Raw genomic sequence first — 15,290 nt, 5'->3', positions numbered from 1 at the left:
AATACAGATAGTTCATATCATGAATTATCTGTTTTTTTATATTTGGAAGAATAATAATTTTCTATATATTGAAATATAAATATTAATAAAGGAAAAGTAGTGCAAAATAACTTAGCCAAAGGTACTAAATTAGTTGTAGACAAACATCAAGAAACTGTTCCTTTCGCAGATATGTTTGTTCCAGCATGGAAGCTAAATGGTTTTTACAGAATAAAAGGAACTAATAATTGGGTAGTTGGTGTACTTGTTAAACCCGATAAGGAACTTCCAACAAGTAACTAATATTACTAAAAATATGCATTTCATTATGTAAAGGATGGTAGCAATACAACATCACGCGATAATTGCTTGGTAAAGTAATAACTTCTTAGAGTAAAAAAGGATTCAATATTACTGAATCCTTTTTTAATAATTGTATGTCCATATTAGGAGCGATATACCCATATGTGGTATAATTAAATAAAAATGGAGATGAGATGATATGACAACTACAATTTCAGCAATCCTAAATAATAATAATTTGACAGTTGCAGATATTGCATCAAAAAGTGGAGTTGCTCGATCAACATTAGGAAATGCTATTAAAAAACCAATTGAATCTTGGTCAATCAGAGTATTAAACGCTTTTGCTAAAGGATTGGGGATGCAATCACCTGATTTATTAAGTAAATTACAGTCTGACAACTATGAACTAAAGATTGATGATAAACATCAAATGATTCAGGGAATTCAAATAAGTGATAAAGAATTATATCAACAAGTTAAATTTGCTGTAGTTAATAATCACTTGGAAGGATGGCAACCCACTAGAGATGATATTTTGTACTTACTTAAAGAAGTACAAAACCCTGATCCCGAATTTGATGAAATGTACAGAGAACTTTTTGAAAATGAGTAATTGGATTAAAGAAACAATTTATCCTAACGGTGTATTAATTAATAGATTAAATATTCATGATGCAAAAAAACTTGCAGCATTAGAATTTGAAGAAACTGCAGTAGCAGCAATTAAGATCTTACAAAGAAGGCCTAAAGTTAATAATATTATGCAATTAGCTAAATTGCATAAATTAATGTTTTACAAACTTTACGATTGGGCTGGCAAATATAGGTGGGGAAATTTTCAAAAAGATGGCTATACTTTTTTTGACTACAAAAGATTTAGATTTGCCGAAATTGATATAAATAATTTATTGCAAGAACAAAGTAATAAGAGAACGTTGTCTGCTTTAGATTACGCACAATTACTAGATTTGATTAATTATATGCATCCTTTTAGAGAAGGAAATGGACGTAGTGCTCGTTTATTTTTACAATGTTACGCTGCAAATCATCAACAGATTATTGATTATCAAAAAAATAATGATCAAATGATTTTAGCCCAACAAAATGCTGATACAGAGGCAATCGCTAAACTAATTAAAGTTGAAAATACTATGACACGTGAGATTGCATTTCAACAACTAATTGTGAAAAGAAATGCCGAGCGTAAAAATAAGAACCTCTAATTAATGCATTTCAAATATGTCAATTATATTGTTGATATGCGCCCCGAAATTTTTAATCCAAATTTCGGGGTATTTTTATGTAATATTTATAAAACTGATAATAAATTAGTTACTAATGGATTATATCTGATTTTTAGTTTATTCAAATATAAATGTGTTAATGAGACCGAAAATATTTTTATATAAAAAAAGCTCTATATTAGAATTCTTTTATGTGCTATCATTAAAACTATAATTTTAATGATAGGTAGATATTACTTCCCTAGACAGAAGCTGTAAGACAAAAAATTAAAATTCATATATAATTAAAAATAAATTATCAATAATAGTTTTCAACATAAATTTAAGGAGTTAACAAATTTATGGAAACACAAAAATATTTAGAATTAATAGATACAGAATTAAAAAAGATGCCAGATTTTGTTCAAGAGTACAATCTTGGAACAAATCATTCACTAGCAACTTCATATCAATATTTAACTGAGATTCGACGTTTTTTTAATTGGTTACGACAAGAAGGTATTTCCAAAGCAAAAACAAATAAAGAGCTTTCTACAGATACTCTAGCTACTCTTAGGCGCAATGATATTATGCTCTATATAAATTATCTTGGTCACACTAAAAATCAACAAGGACGTCTTAATTCGCCAACCACAATCAACCGTTCTATCAACGCTTTAAGATCATTATTTAAGTTTTTAACGATTACCGCTGATAACAATGATGGCAATCCTTATTTTGACAGAAATGTAATGCTTAAAATTGATTCTCTAAGTAGTTCACAAACATTGAATTATCGTGCCCATGTTTTGGAATCACACATGTATACCGGTAATATGAAATACGAATTTTTAGATTTTATTGAAAGCGATTATGAAAAACAATGTGTCAAGCAAGCTCTTCCCTCCTTCAAAAAAAACAAAGAGCGCGATATGGCAATCGTAGCCCTCATCTTAGGAACTGGAATTCGCGTTTCAGAATGTGCTAATGTAAATATGAAGGATCTAAACTTAAATAATGCAATTTTAGATGTTACACGTAAAGGTGGACAGCGAGATAGTGTGCCGATTGCTGAATGGACACTTGATTATATCCAACAATACAAAGAGATTCGTCAGACTCGATATAATGCTCCTAAAAATGAGCAAGCTTTCTTTTTAACAAATTGGCATAATCAAACTAAGAGAATAACTACCAATGCTATTGAAAAAATGGTTAATAAGTATTCTGCTGCCTTTGGTCACCCTCTTACTCCTCATAAGCTTCGTCATACCTTAGCATCAGAGTTATATGATATAACTAAGGACCAAGTCTTAGTAGCACAACAATTAGGTCAAAAAGGCACTTCTGCGACTGATCTTTATACCCATGTTGATCAGAAAAAGCAACGTGCAGCATTAAATGAAATTACTAATGAGGAGAAAAAAAGACATGAAGATAATTAATTTAGATCATTTTGTGTTATCAGTTAAAAACTTAGATAAATCTATTTACTTTTATAATGAAATAATTGGTTTACCAATCATTAAAAGCCAAACTAACGATGACTTTGCCAGTTTAAAGTGTGGACACTCATTACTTCGATTACGAAAAGTAGAAAATAAAGTAAATGCAATTGTAGCAAATAAATTAGCTACTGGAGTTTATGATTTTTGTTTAGAAACTGATTCTTCCATAAATGAAATAATAACCAATTATCAAAATCACAATATCCCTATTGAATTAGGTCCTGTCACTAAGCATGGTGCGTATGGGAAAATGACGTCAGTTTATGTCAGGGACCCAGATAATAATTTAGTAGAAATATGCACTTATGAATAAGCTAGAAGATTTTTAAAAAGGAAAATACTATGAACAAAACAATTAGATTAGAAATTCCTGATTGGCAAGCTGGTAATAATCCAGTATATAAATTAGGGGCGCAAATATTATCAGTCATTGCTCCAATAAATAATAATCAAAAAGAAATTAAAATTTCTGTACCCGACTCCCCTCAAAAATTAGCAAAAGAAAATGGCGTATATGGTCAAAATATTATAAAAAGCACAATGTCTAAAACTTATCAGATCATCAATGAAGAAAGACCTGATAAAATCATCACTTTTGGTGGAAACTGCCTAGTTTCCCAAGCACCTATTGATTATCTTAACGGGCATTATGATAATTTAGGTGTTATTTGGTTTGATGCTCACCCTGACATATCTAATCCTGAAATGTTTTATAATGAACATGCCATGGTTTTAGGGAATTTATTAAATCGAGGTGATTCAGAGCTTGCTAAGTTTGTCAATCATCCCTTAACAAATAAGCAAATTTTCTATGCTGGTTTGCAAGAACCTACTTTTCAAGAAAAGGAAGAACTAAATAATTTGCATATCAATTATTTAGTTCAAAAAGATGCTGTATTAGACTTGAGTTTAATTTCCAATTGGATTAAACAGAATAAATTTGACAATATTTATATCCATTTAGACATGGATATTATGGACCCGCATACTTTTTATGCAACATATTTTAATAATCCTACCCTAACCCACATCCCTTCCAATGCTGCTATAGGCATAATTGATAGACAAAGTGTATGGAAAACAATTTCAGAACTAAGTCTGCAAACAAATTTAGTAGGATTTACAATTGCTGAATTTTTGCCTTGGAGTGCTAAACAATTACAAGACCTAATGAAAGACACTTCTATATTTGATAATTAATTATAGAATATAAAAAAGACACCGAATGGTGTCTTTTTTATTAGTTTAAATCAATTTTATCAATATCTACCATCCAAGCAATAGCAATGGATTTCTCTCCTAAGTGTGTAGCAATTACAGGACTAAATTCTGCTACATCAATTGGCATCCCCGGAAAGTTCTCTTCGATAAATTCCTTGATTCCTTCAGCTTGCTTTGCATCATTAGAGTGAAATACAAAGAAACGCAATTTGTCTTTATAATCTAACTTGCTAGTACGCTCTAAAGCAATATTTTCTACCTTAGCTACAGCACGCTTGAGGGAACGAATTTTATCAAAAGCGATAATCTTACCTTCTTCATTAAAAGTAAGAAGTGGCTTAATGTGAAGCATCGTTCCAATAAAGGCACTAGCGTTGCTAAGGCGTCCTCCGCGACTAAGATTCTTTAAATCATCTACAACGAATAATTCATCAATAGTAGATCTAATAGAATCTAACTTAGCGATTATCTCTTGTGGTTCAAGTCCATTCTTAATCATTTTAGCAGCTGCTAAAACTAAATATCCTTGAAGACGAACTGTCATTTTAGAATCATATGGGTATAATCCATATTCTGGATAATTACGTGCCATATTTTCTAAAGTACTGTAGAAGCCTGAAATACCACTTGATAAAGTAATTGTAATGATTGCTTCATAGCCCTCTTCATGAAGCTTATTGAATAACGCAAGCATATCTCCCATACTTGGCTGTGAAGTTTTAGGAAATGCTGCACCTTGCTTTTGGGTTTCAAAAAGTTCGGCAGATGTAATATTAACCCCTTCTAAATATTCCTTATCACCAATGATAATTGGAATTGGAGCTACGATTACATTGTTGTCCTTAACTTCCTTTTCAGTTAAGACACTAGTACTATCGGTAACTAATGCAATCTTCATTTCTTTAACCCTTTCCATTCTATTTAATTATATAGAAAAATTATAACACAAAAAAATACATGTGACGACTTTAACAAGATATGCTCTCAATAATTGATTCTAACTCATGTGAAAATTCACTTTGTTGTTGTTTATTTAAGTCAAAAAATATTTTTTGCTCAATCAAACATAGCTCTTTCTTTAATTCATTAACTTTTTCTAATCCTTCTAAGTTAAGATGAATATGCTTGCTTGTGTCTTTTTCAGAACGTGTTACTTCTACAAGTTTGCGAGTTTTATTCTGTTGCAATTGCCGACTAAGCGTTGATAAAGAAATGTCCATTTGATGAGCCATTTTTCCCATTGTGATTTTTTCGTTATTATTTTTATCGAAAAATAATAATATTCGCATTTGTGAGACATTTAGTCCACACTGGTTATTGACTTCTTTATTGATAAAATCTGAAATCGTGCTAAACGACAAAACATCCATTTATATTTCTCCCAAATAAAACTAATAAACAACATTGTACCACTATTTGATAAGTGTTGTTCTCCTAAAAGATAAAAATATTACATAACATTTTATAACATATTTTGAATATTTGAATGGGATTATGTTTAGTAAACCTTATTTATCATAGTCAGATAATTAGCCATCTTCTTTATCTATGTTATAATAATTGATGTTTTGAGGTGATATAAATGGCATTTGATGGTTTATTTATCCATAGCTTATTACATGAATTAAGTCCAGAAATCATAGACGGACGTTTATCAAAAATTTACCAACCATTTGAACAAGATTTGGTATTAGTATTTAGAAAAAATCGCAAAAATAAACAATTGCTTATTTCAGCTAATGCGCAATATCCACGGATCTACTTAACTAAGCAATCTATTTCCAATCCTGATAAAGCTCCTACCTTTGTAATGGTACTTAGAAAGTATTTAGAAGGATCAGTTTTACAATCAATTGAACAAATCGGAGTAGACAGAATTATTAACTTTCATTTTAGCAACCGTAATGAACTCGGGGACGAAGTAGAATTGGTTTTATCGGTTGAATTAATGGGTCGCCACAGTAATGTGATTTTGTACGATCAACAAGATGGTCATATCATTGATTTGCTTAAAAGAATCAATCCTGATGAAAACCGTGCTCGTATTTTATTACCAAAAGCTAAATATGAGCTCCCTCCACTTAAACCCGGTATCAACGGATTAAATATTAAAGAAAAAGAATTTAATGAATTAAAAAGTAAATATTCTACAGGAGAAGAACTTACTAAAGAATTAGATGGTCTTGACCGCGATGATCGTATGGAACTTAGCGGTTATTTAGAAGACTCTTATACCTACTCTTCTTTTAAAACTTTTTTTGATCAATTTGATAATCCTAGAGGTTTTGTTCTTAAAACTCCCAAAAACAAACGTAAGATATTCAGTTATTTGCCTTATCATTTAGATTTAGAAAAAGAAAGCTCTGATCCTAGTCTCAATCATGCTCTTGATGAGTTCTATGAATACCAAGCAACTCGTGATTGGGTAAAACAGCGTGCTAGCCAAGTAGAACGTATAGTTAAAAATGAACAAAAGAAACTTTCTAAGAAAATCATCAAACTTAAAAAGCAACTTGATGTAGCAGAAAATTCTGAAGGGTATCGAATCCGTGGCGAAATTTTAAACGCTAATTTAGGAATGGTTAAACCCGGTATGACTAAAGTTGCTCTTCCTAATTATTATGACAATAATAATCCAATCGAAGTCAAGTTAGACCCTGCTCTTTCTCCTGCTCGCAATGCTCAAAAATATTTTACCAAATATAAAAAACTGCGCGATTCAATTAAGCATGTCAATGAACAAATTCAAATAGCTGAAAACAATTTACGCTATTTTGATTCTATTCAAACTGCAATTGATAATGCTGATCCGCAGGATATTGAACAAATTACTGATGAATTAATTAATCAGGGTTATCTTCGTAAAAAGCAAACTAATAAGCGTCGTAAAAAGATTACTGAACGCAATCTAAACAAATTTAAGCTTTCTTCTGGTAAAACAGTTTTAGTAGGAAAAAACAACTACCAAAATGACTGGTTAACTCTTAAAAAGGCAAATAAGTCTGACTATTGGTTCCATGTAAAGAATATGCCGGGGTCACATGTGATTTTGCAACATGATAACCCTAGTGACCAAGATATTCAAGAAGCAGCTGAAATTGCTGCCTACTTTTCTAAAGGTAAACTCTCAGCTCATGTACCAGTTGATTATGTTCAAGATAAGCGCGTTAAAAAACCTAATGGCGCAAAGCCTGGTTTTGTAATTTATACAGGTCAAAATTCAATTGAAGTTACTCCTGAAGAAAAGGAAATTATGGCCAAGAAAATAGATTAAGCTTGCAGCATTCATTAAAAATCACTACACAAAAACACAGATAAGTTCTTAAAGCCTCATGAACTTATCTGTGTTTTTAATATGTTGAAAAGTTATGCAATAATAGTTCAAACTACCCTTTAAATTGGTTGAGTAGTTAATGCCAAAGATTCTAGTACATCAAGAATTAATTCAGCCGTTTCAATACTTGAAAATACTGGAATATGTGTGTAGAGCGCCTGGTCTCTAATAAGAGTAGCATCATCACTTGCAGCATCTGACAAGTTAGTAATATTAACTACCATTACGATTTTATGCTGACGAATTTTTTCTAATAGATTCCGCGGATCAGTATGAACCTTATCTACAACTCCTGTAGTAATTCCTGCTTCCGCAAACATATTAGCTGTTCCTTCTGTCGCAATCAATTTAAATCCTAACCGGTCAAATCTTTTAGCTAGTTTAGTCACACGTGCTTTTTCTTCATCCCTCACAGAAATAAAAATCGTACCATAACTTGGTATATGTAAATCACTAGCTTCATATCCCTTATATAAAGCCTTAGCTAAATGCGTATCTCGACCCATAACAGATCCTGAAGACTTCATTTTCGAGTCAAACGTATTTCCGCTACTATAATTAATATAAGAAAAGACTGGCATTTTAACATGAATAAAATCATTTGTAGGCCATAGTTTTTCTTCATAACCCATTTCAGGCAGATTTTTACCAATTAATACTTCGGTAGCACAAGCTGTAATATTTTTACCTAATGATTGAGATAAAAAGGCAACATTATGTCCTGCATATGGCTTAATCTGTAATAAGTAAAGTGTTTCTCCTACTCTTAAATAATGCAAGTTAAAGATACCTCGCATTCCAACTTTTTTTATTAAAGAAATAGAATACTTAGTCAGTTTTGCTTTACCATCACTTGATAAGTTTTGAGGTTTAAATACTGCAATCGAGTCTGAAGCATGAGAACCAGTTTGCTCCAAATGTTCTATAATACCCGGAATGGTAACATGTTCACCATCAGAAATAGCAGTAACTTCGTATTTGTTTCCTTCAATAAATCTAGATACAGAGATTTCATCTAATTGATTTTCCGTCAGATATTTGTCAAAAGCTGGCATATCATATACAACCGCTGATTTTTGTTTAATTTCTTTACTTATGCCACCTACTAATAAAGGAAAACCGTACAATTCTACAAATTTTTTAACCTCAGCTTTATCAGTCGTAGTTAGTGATGGAACACGTTTTAATTTTTTAAAGGGTTCTGACAATAATTGATTGATTTTATCACGAGGGTTAATATTTTCTCGTCCTAAAATATGTAACCCATTGTCAATCAACTTTTGACTTAAGGCACTAACTTTTTTACCGGAAAACTGCAAAAGAATATCTTTGATTCCTTCTTTTTTAGCTACAGCAAGTATATTTTCAACTGTGATTGGATCAAAATATACTCTATCTACATCTTTATACCTTGTAGCTACAGATTCATCATTGTTTGATAATAAAATTGTTGCATAACCATTATTATGAAGAGCATGTACTGCATGAGCCAACATATAGTCAAACTCACTGGTAACAGAAACTTGTAATGGTAGCATCCCTATTACTAAAACCTTCTTTTCAGCAATCAACGGCTTTACTTCATCTTGAACTCCATATCCACTATAAAAAGCATGTACATTAGGACGATAAATCCCAGCAGAACCATCAATTTCAAGATAAGATGGAGCTAGATTTAACTCATCTATTTGCTTTTCAACTTGTTTTATTGAAATATGGGCAATTTTAGCAATTAAATCATTTGAAAAACCACGCTTTTTAGCTTCTTCTAGCAGCTCATTATTTAAGTTGTTATGAATTTGAGTTGCTATTTTAACTAGGTGACGTAATTTTTGATAATAAACGGGATGCAAATGAGTAATATCTTGAATTTCAGAATAAGGGATTTCTTTAGCAATTGCAGCTAATAATTTAATTAGATGCATTTCATCTGCTTCACCTAAATCACTTTTGATTTCTTGAATATCTTTATTAAATTCATTTTTAAAAACAGAATAAGCAATATCAGTATCAATCGTAGATGATAACCCCTTTAAAAAAGCTGTCTCAAAATTGCGACCAATTCCCATGGCTTCTCCACTAGCTTGCATAGCCTTACCTAATTTATAGTGATTAGAGCCATAATTTGATAAAGACCAATAAGGCATTTTGATTGCAATTGCATCTAAAGTAGGTTCTATTGCGGCATTTAAACCAGATAAAGGATCTGTAATTTCATTAAGAGTATAACCTATTGCAACTTTAGAAACGATGTAGCCTACATTATATAAGCCTGCTCGCTGAATCCAGACTGAACTTCGAGTCAAACGTGGCTTTATAGTCAAAACCTTAGTTTGAATCTGAGTACCATGATATTTAACTGCAAAATGAACACTTAAAATACCTAAAACATTAAGCTCTGTAGCAATTTTTTTAGTTATTTTCCTAATTTCTTGGATTTGATCATTATTTAGAGTAAGTGACGGCATTACAGTTGCAGAGTCTCCTGAGTTAATGGCCACTGGCTCAATAGAATCAGCAAAGTTTACAAAAACAATATTTCCTTCTTTATCTCGAATAACATTTACAATTACTTCTTCCCAAGAAGATAAATCCTCAGTTAAACGATAATGTTTCCATGAAAAGTTTTCACTTTGACTTTCTTTTTTGAAATATGCCATTAATTCTTGAGCATCTTTAAATCCAAGATGTTCATTATGGACATATTTATGGTATTTAGTTACTAAAACTGGAAACGAAACTTCATCCTCAATTTTTTTGGCTCGAAATTCAAAATCATCATGTGCAATTTCATCAAGTTTCCATGAACGATTAACATCAATTCCTAGCTTTTGTAAAAATTGTGTGCGTTTTTGTTGGTTACCCATTACTAAAGTTCGTGGATTCAAGGTTAATAGTTTAATATGCATTTGTTGCAAAATTCCGTCTTGAATCAATTTATGAGCAACCTTAAGTCCGGTTGTTGAACCATATGCAGTAATAATTGCATCAGGTTCTTCCATTCGTAAAATTCGCTTTAAAAAATCCAGCGTCATTGGCTCTAAATAAACCGTCACTCCTGGACGCTTATCTGTAGAAATTGTTGCTGGATTTGGATTAACAATTACAACTTCAATTCCTTCTTCAGTAAGTGCATCAATAGCATCTGTTGCTAAAAGGTCCATTTCTGCTACACTTCCAATTAATGTAGGACCTGAACCAATTATTAAAACTTTGTTTAGATCATTTTCTAAAGGCATCCCTCTTCCTCCTTTCTTATTTCATCATATCCATAAACTTATCAAAAATACTATTTGCATCTAAGCTACCGGGAGCTCCTTCTGGGTTAAATGCAGTAGCAATAATTTTTTCTTTTTCATTACAAAATCCAGCTAACAAATCAGTATGCAAATCAAAAAATTCTTGGTTCATATTCATTTGCATACTATCAGGAAGAACTAACTGATCAATATCCATTGAAGTTTGCCAAATTCGGTTTGAATTTTGTTCAATAACTGGATAATTTATCCCATCAAATTCTTGTGGTAACTTAACAAGTTCAAAATTTAAATAATCACTTAAAACTAAAAATCCTAGTCCAATACCTAAAATGGGAAGTTTTCCATAAAAATAATCGAAAACTGGCTTTAATGTATTTTTTAATTCTTCGGGCTTACCAGGGCCGTTAGAAATAATTATTCCATCTGGACGCAAGTTTTCAATATCACTAGGTTTAGCATTATAAGGTAAGACTGTCACGTTCGCTTGTCTTAAGGATAACTCTCTTAGCATAGAATGTTTTAACCCTAAGTCAAGGACAGCGACAGTTTTTCCCATATTAGGTGCCGCATATGCATTTTTAGTAGAAACAGCCATCGACTTGTTTTTAGGTAAAACAAGAGCCTTGATTTGATCAAAAGCATGAGCATCATCAGTATCCATAATCGAAGCCTTAATTGTTCCTTCTTCCATTAAACGATGAACTAAAGCTCGAGTATCAACATTGAAAATTGCTGGAATCTTTTTTTCTTTTAAAAAACTCTCCAGATCCTGAAAGTTTTCGCTATCAGAAATATTCCAAGCAATATCGCTAGCAATAATTCCTTTAACGGTGGGATCAATACTTTCATAATCAATGGCATTAATACCGGTGTTACCAATCATTGGAGTTGTAAAAACTAAAATCTTACCAGCATTTGTAGGATCAGTTAACGACTCTTGGTAGCCAAAATTTCCAGTTTGGATTGCAAGTTCTCCCGTAGAAATAATAGTTGACCCAATTCCTTCTCCTGAAAAAGAACTACCATCTTCAAGAATTAAATAGCGTTTCATTATATCACTTGTTTCCTAAGTTGTACTAATTGATCTTTAAAAATCTGTGGCGGCTCTACTGAAAACTCTAACCACTCACCTGTTGTTGGTTGCTCAAAGCCTAGTACCTTAGCATGTAAAAACTGACCATTACCTTTTAAAGTTTTTCTTGGACCATATAAAGGATCTCCTGCAACTGGATGGCCAATATAATCCATATGTACTCTGATTTGATGAGTTCGACCTGTTTCTAATTGACACATAATTAAACTATAGCCTTTAAATTGCTCTAAAACAGTAAAATGTGTTACAGCATTTTTGCCATTTTCAACTACAGCCATTTTTTTACGGTCATTAGGATTGCGTCCAATAGGTGCGTCAATTTTTCCAGCTTCTTCACCAAAGTTTCCATGAACAATTGCTAGATATTGACGCTTATTAGTTTTATGTGCCAATTGACTTTCTAAGCTTTCACGAGCCTTTATGTTTTTGGCAATCATTAGAAGTCCCGAGGTGTCTTTATCTATTCTATGGACAATACCTGGACGAAAGCCTTCTGAACTTTTGGCTAAATCTTTTGTATGATATAAAAGAGCATTAACTAAAGTGTGGTCAGGATGACCAGCTGAAGGATGAACTACCATCCCTTGAGGCTTATTAACTACGATTACATCTTCATCTTCATAAATGATATCTAATGGAATATCTTGAGCTTCTAAATTAAGTGGTTTTACTGCAGGAACCGTAACACTTATTACATCCCCATCAGAAATTTTATAAGAAACTTTTTCTTTCTTACCATTTACCAAAATATCGTTATCGTTAACTAATTCTTTAACTCTGCTACGAGATAATTCATCAATCTTTTCAGAGACATATTTATCTAGTCTCCCAGATTCACCTTTAACAGTAAGTTCATATTTTGACATTATTTTCATCCTTATCAAAAAATATCAAATAAACAAAAATCAAAATCACACCAATAGTAATTGCGCTGTCAGCAATATTAAAAATATTAAAGTGAACAAAATCAAGCTGAAGCATATCAACCACATACTTTAAGTGCAAGCGATCAATAAAGTTCCCAATTATTCCCCCAAGTACCAAAGAAACACCAGTATCAAATAGTTTACTAGTATATTTTTTATTAAACAAGAAATATACACAAACACCGATAGCAATGATACTAATAGCATAAAACAGCCACATTTGTCCTGGTAAAATATTCCATGCAGCCCCGTTATTTTGCAAATAATCAAAAGACAGGATTCCAGGAATGATTTGATGAACTTCACCTACAGAGTAATTATTTATAATGTAGGCTTTCAGTCCTTGATCTGCCACTACTACTAACAGTGAGATAATTAAGTATAAGTATTGCATATTTAAAATAGTCCACTAATTTTTCCATTATTATCGACATCAATATCAAGTGCGGCGGGATGCTTTGGAAGTCCTGGCATATCTAAAACATGTCCTGTAGTAACAACAATAAAACGTGCACCATTTTTAAGACTTAAGCCTTTAACATGAAGAGTAAAATCTACTGGTGCTCCTAAAGCATCTTTATTGTCGGTAAATGAATATTGAGTTTTAGCAATAATTACAGGTAAATTATTTTTACCTAATTTTTCTAATTCTAAAATGTCTTGTTCCGCTTTTTCACTATAGTCAACATCTTTAGCATGATAAATATTTTTAGCAACTTTTTCAATTTTAGTTTTAACATCATCATCTTCACTATAAGTGGAAACTAAGTCACTTTTACCAGAATCAGCTAAATCAATTACAGCTTGGGCTGCTTCTACTCCGCCAACTGATCCTTGATCATGATAGTTGACTACTTCAGCTTGAATATCTTGTTCTTCTACCAATTTTTTAAGCAAGTTAAGTTCTGCATCAGTATCTGTAGCGAAGCGATTGATTAAAACAATTACAGAGACATTATATGCACGCATATTGTTCATATGACGCTTTAAGTTGTTAAAGCCTTCCTTTAAGGCGGTTAAGTTTTCTTCATCAAGTTTATCAGTAGACTTTAATGCCTGATACTTTAATGCACGAACAGTTGCTACCACAACACTAGCATCAGGAGTTTTATCTAAATGCTTAGAAACAAAATCCATAAACTTTTGTCCACCTAGATCACTACCAAATCCAGCTTCAGTCAAAGTATAATCGCTAAGATGCAATGCCAAGTTAGTGGCGATTACAGAGTTTGCACCATGAGCAATATTAGCAAAAGGTCCTCCGTGAACAAGGGCAGGAGTATGTTCAAGAGTTTGAACAATATTAGGTTTTAAGGCTGTTGAAAGAAGTGCCGCAATTGCTCCCTCAAACCCCAGTTGCTTAACATACACTGGTTCATCTTCAACAGTGTATGCAACAAGCATTTCACCAATGCGCTTTTTTAGATCATCAATATCGGTTGCCAAACAGAGAATCGCCATCAATTCATTAGCAACTGTTATAGCAAAACTTGATTGATGTTCAATTCCATTGAATTTAGAACCTTGTCCTACAGTGACTTTTCTAAGTGTACGATCATTTACATCAATTCCTCGTTTAAGCATGATTCTATTTGGATCAATATTTAAACCATTATCTTGATAAATATAATTATCAACTAAAGCCGCTAATGTATCAATAGCACTAGTTAAAGCGTGCATGTCCCCTGTAAAATGAAGATTAATATCTTCCATAGGAATGATTTGCGCCATTCCACCGCCAGTAGCACCACCTTTGAGTCCAAATACTGGTCCCATAGATGGCTCTCTAAGAGCAATCATAGTTTTCTTGTGTAATTGATTATTAATTGCATCCCCTAAACCAATCGTAATTGTAGACTTTCCTTCTCCAGCAGGTGTTGGAGAAATAGAAGTTACTAATATCAATTTCCCTAGATGATTGTTTTGACGTGCTTTGTTAATTGCTTGCCAAGTAATTTTCGCTTTATCATAACCGTATGGTTCAAGGTCTTTTTTAGTTAAACCCACCTTTTCGGCGACTTGAGTAATTGGCAATTCTTCAGTTTCTTGTGCAATTTGAATATCTGTTTTCATCTGCGCGCCTCTTTCTAATTAATATTGATAAAATTCAATCTTTATTATAGCAAACAATCCTAGCTTAACATACAATCTAAAATACACTAAAAAATACTGAACAAGTTGTTCAGTATTTATATAGTTATTATTTACTTTTGCGATATCTTAATAAATCTCACTAAATAAAAAGTTTGATATTTATTTAACTTAATTTCATAAAAATTGAATTTCCAAATTCTTTTAATTAATTTTGGTGTTTGTGGTATTTTCACTTTAAATTTAAAAGGAATGCGAAAATATTCCTTGTTCCAATATGAAGTCAAAATAGTATAAATTAAAATTACAAAAAATCCAATTAGTAAACTAACTCCCGGCCAACTTATGG

14 protein-coding genes are annotated in these 15,290 nt (G+C 32.0%); 7 read left to right on the top strand and 7 right to left on the bottom strand.

Annotated elements, in window-relative coordinates:
* The first annotated feature begins 99 nt into the window (after positions 1 to 99).
* The 6 genes from FOD82_RS04305 to FOD82_RS04280 all read left to right on the top strand — a co-directional run bounded on the left by FOD82_RS04305 (position 100) and on the right by FOD82_RS04280 (position 4,216).
* On the top strand, positions 100 to 282 hold the full coding sequence (locus FOD82_RS04305; protein WP_144355258.1) for a hypothetical protein: 183 nt from the start codon (positions 100 to 102) through the stop codon (positions 280 to 282).
* Positions 283 to 481: 199 nt separating this feature from the next.
* The gene (locus FOD82_RS04300; RefSeq protein WP_144355257.1) at positions 482 to 898 is read left to right on the top strand and encodes a helix-turn-helix domain-containing protein; all 417 of its coding nucleotides are present in this window, start codon (positions 482 to 484) and stop codon (positions 896 to 898) included.
* Positions 891 to 1,508, top strand: a complete 618-nt coding sequence (locus tag FOD82_RS04295) for a Fic family protein (protein WP_144355256.1) — start codon at positions 891 to 893, stop codon at positions 1,506 to 1,508. The genes FOD82_RS04300 and FOD82_RS04295 overlap by 8 nt, the downstream gene beginning before the upstream one ends.
* Before the next feature lie 362 nt (positions 1,509 to 1,870).
* Positions 1,871 to 2,953, top strand: coding sequence for a tyrosine recombinase XerS (xerS, locus tag FOD82_RS04290; protein WP_144355255.1), 1,083 nt, complete (start codon positions 1,871 to 1,873; stop codon positions 2,951 to 2,953).
* Complete coding sequence (locus tag FOD82_RS04285; RefSeq protein ID WP_144355254.1) at positions 2,940 to 3,329, top strand: VOC family protein; 390 nt, start codon at positions 2,940 to 2,942, stop codon at positions 3,327 to 3,329. The genes xerS and FOD82_RS04285 overlap by 14 nt, the downstream gene beginning before the upstream one ends.
* Before the next feature lie 29 nt (positions 3,330 to 3,358).
* A complete protein-coding gene (locus FOD82_RS04280; protein ID WP_144355253.1) occupies positions 3,359 to 4,216 on the top strand; it encodes an arginase family protein in 858 nt (285 codons plus the stop codon).
* 40 nt (positions 4,217 to 4,256) lie between these two features.
* On the opposite strand, the gene FOD82_RS04275 is transcribed toward FOD82_RS04280, so the two are convergent.
* Positions 4,257 to 5,135, bottom strand: coding sequence for a DegV family protein (locus tag FOD82_RS04275; protein WP_144355252.1), 879 nt, complete (start codon positions 5,133 to 5,135; stop codon positions 4,257 to 4,259).
* Positions 5,136 to 5,205: 70 nt separating this feature from the next.
* A complete protein-coding gene (locus tag FOD82_RS04270) occupies positions 5,206 to 5,607 on the bottom strand; it encodes a MarR family winged helix-turn-helix transcriptional regulator (protein ID WP_144355251.1) in 402 nt (133 codons plus the stop codon).
* Positions 5,608 to 5,819: 212 nt separating this feature from the next.
* Here FOD82_RS04270 and FOD82_RS04265 point away from each other — a divergent pair, with 212 nt between their 5' ends.
* Complete coding sequence (locus tag FOD82_RS04265) at positions 5,820 to 7,511, top strand: NFACT RNA binding domain-containing protein (RefSeq protein ID WP_144355250.1); 1,692 nt, start codon at positions 5,820 to 5,822, stop codon at positions 7,509 to 7,511.
* Between the two features lie 119 nt (positions 7,512 to 7,630).
* Here FOD82_RS04265 and FOD82_RS04260 read toward each other — a convergent pair whose 3' ends face one another.
* From FOD82_RS04260 to FOD82_RS04240, 5 genes are read right to left on the bottom strand one after another with little or no spacing between them, the layout of a single operon-like run.
* Positions 7,631 to 10,810 carry a carbamoyl phosphate synthase large subunit gene (locus tag FOD82_RS04260; protein WP_144355249.1) on the bottom strand — a complete coding sequence of 1,060 codons (3,180 nt, stop codon included), beginning with the start codon at positions 10,808 to 10,810 and terminating at the stop codon, positions 7,631 to 7,633.
* Between the two features lie 16 nt (positions 10,811 to 10,826).
* Positions 10,827 to 11,882: a carbamoyl phosphate synthase small subunit gene (locus FOD82_RS04255; protein ID WP_144355248.1), complete on the bottom strand. Its 1,056-nt coding sequence runs from the start codon at positions 11,880 to 11,882 to the stop codon at positions 10,827 to 10,829.
* Positions 11,882 to 12,793 (bottom strand): RluA family pseudouridine synthase, encoded by a 912-nt coding sequence (locus FOD82_RS04250; protein WP_144356015.1) that lies wholly within the window; start codon positions 12,791 to 12,793, stop codon positions 11,882 to 11,884. The genes FOD82_RS04255 and FOD82_RS04250 overlap by 1 nt, the downstream gene beginning before the upstream one ends.
* Positions 12,777 to 13,244: a signal peptidase II gene (gene lspA, locus FOD82_RS04245; RefSeq protein WP_144355247.1), complete on the bottom strand. Its 468-nt coding sequence runs from the start codon at positions 13,242 to 13,244 to the stop codon at positions 12,777 to 12,779. The genes FOD82_RS04250 and lspA overlap by 17 nt, the downstream gene beginning before the upstream one ends.
* 2 nt (positions 13,245 to 13,246) lie before the next feature.
* Entirely contained in the window at positions 13,247 to 14,923 is a 1,677-nt protein-coding gene (locus tag FOD82_RS04240; RefSeq protein WP_144355246.1) for a formate--tetrahydrofolate ligase, read from the bottom strand.
* Positions 14,924 to 15,290: the final 367 nt, after the last annotated feature.

Origin of the sequence: Lactobacillus sp. LL6 (assembly GCF_007570935.1) — a bacterium.
GTDB lineage: Bacteria > Bacillota > Bacilli > Lactobacillales > Lactobacillaceae > Lactobacillus.
This window is presented reverse-complemented; position numbering and strand designations above follow the sequence as displayed.

Coding starts and splice junctions, on each gene's coding strand:
- FOD82_RS04300 (WP_144355257.1), top strand. CDS start 482: ATGACAACTACAATTTCAGCAATCCTAAATAATAATAATTTGACAGTT.
- FOD82_RS04295 (WP_144355256.1), top strand. CDS start 891: ATGAGTAATTGGATTAAAGAAACAATTTATCCTAACGGTGTATTAATT.
- xerS (WP_144355255.1), top strand. CDS start 1,871: ATGGAAACACAAAAATATTTAGAATTAATAGATACAGAATTAAAAAAG.
- FOD82_RS04285 (WP_144355254.1), top strand. CDS start 2,940: ATGAAGATAATTAATTTAGATCATTTTGTGTTATCAGTTAAAAACTTA.
- FOD82_RS04280 (WP_144355253.1), top strand. CDS start 3,359: ATGAACAAAACAATTAGATTAGAAATTCCTGATTGGCAAGCTGGTAAT.
- FOD82_RS04275 (WP_144355252.1), bottom strand. CDS start 5,135: ATGAAGATTGCATTAGTTACCGATAGTACTAGTGTCTTAACTGAAAAG.
- FOD82_RS04270 (WP_144355251.1), bottom strand. CDS start 5,607: ATGGATGTTTTGTCGTTTAGCACGATTTCAGATTTTATCAATAAAGAA.
- FOD82_RS04265 (WP_144355250.1), top strand. CDS start 5,820: ATGGCATTTGATGGTTTATTTATCCATAGCTTATTACATGAATTAAGT.
- FOD82_RS04260 (WP_144355249.1), bottom strand. CDS start 10,810: ATGCCTTTAGAAAATGATCTAAACAAAGTTTTAATAATTGGTTCAGGT.
- FOD82_RS04255 (WP_144355248.1), bottom strand. CDS start 11,882: ATGAAACGCTATTTAATTCTTGAAGATGGTAGTTCTTTTTCAGGAGAA.
- lspA (WP_144355247.1), bottom strand. CDS start 13,244: ATGCAATACTTATACTTAATTATCTCACTGTTAGTAGTAGTGGCAGAT.
- FOD82_RS04240 (WP_144355246.1), bottom strand. CDS start 14,923: ATGAAAACAGATATTCAAATTGCACAAGAAACTGAAGAATTGCCAATT.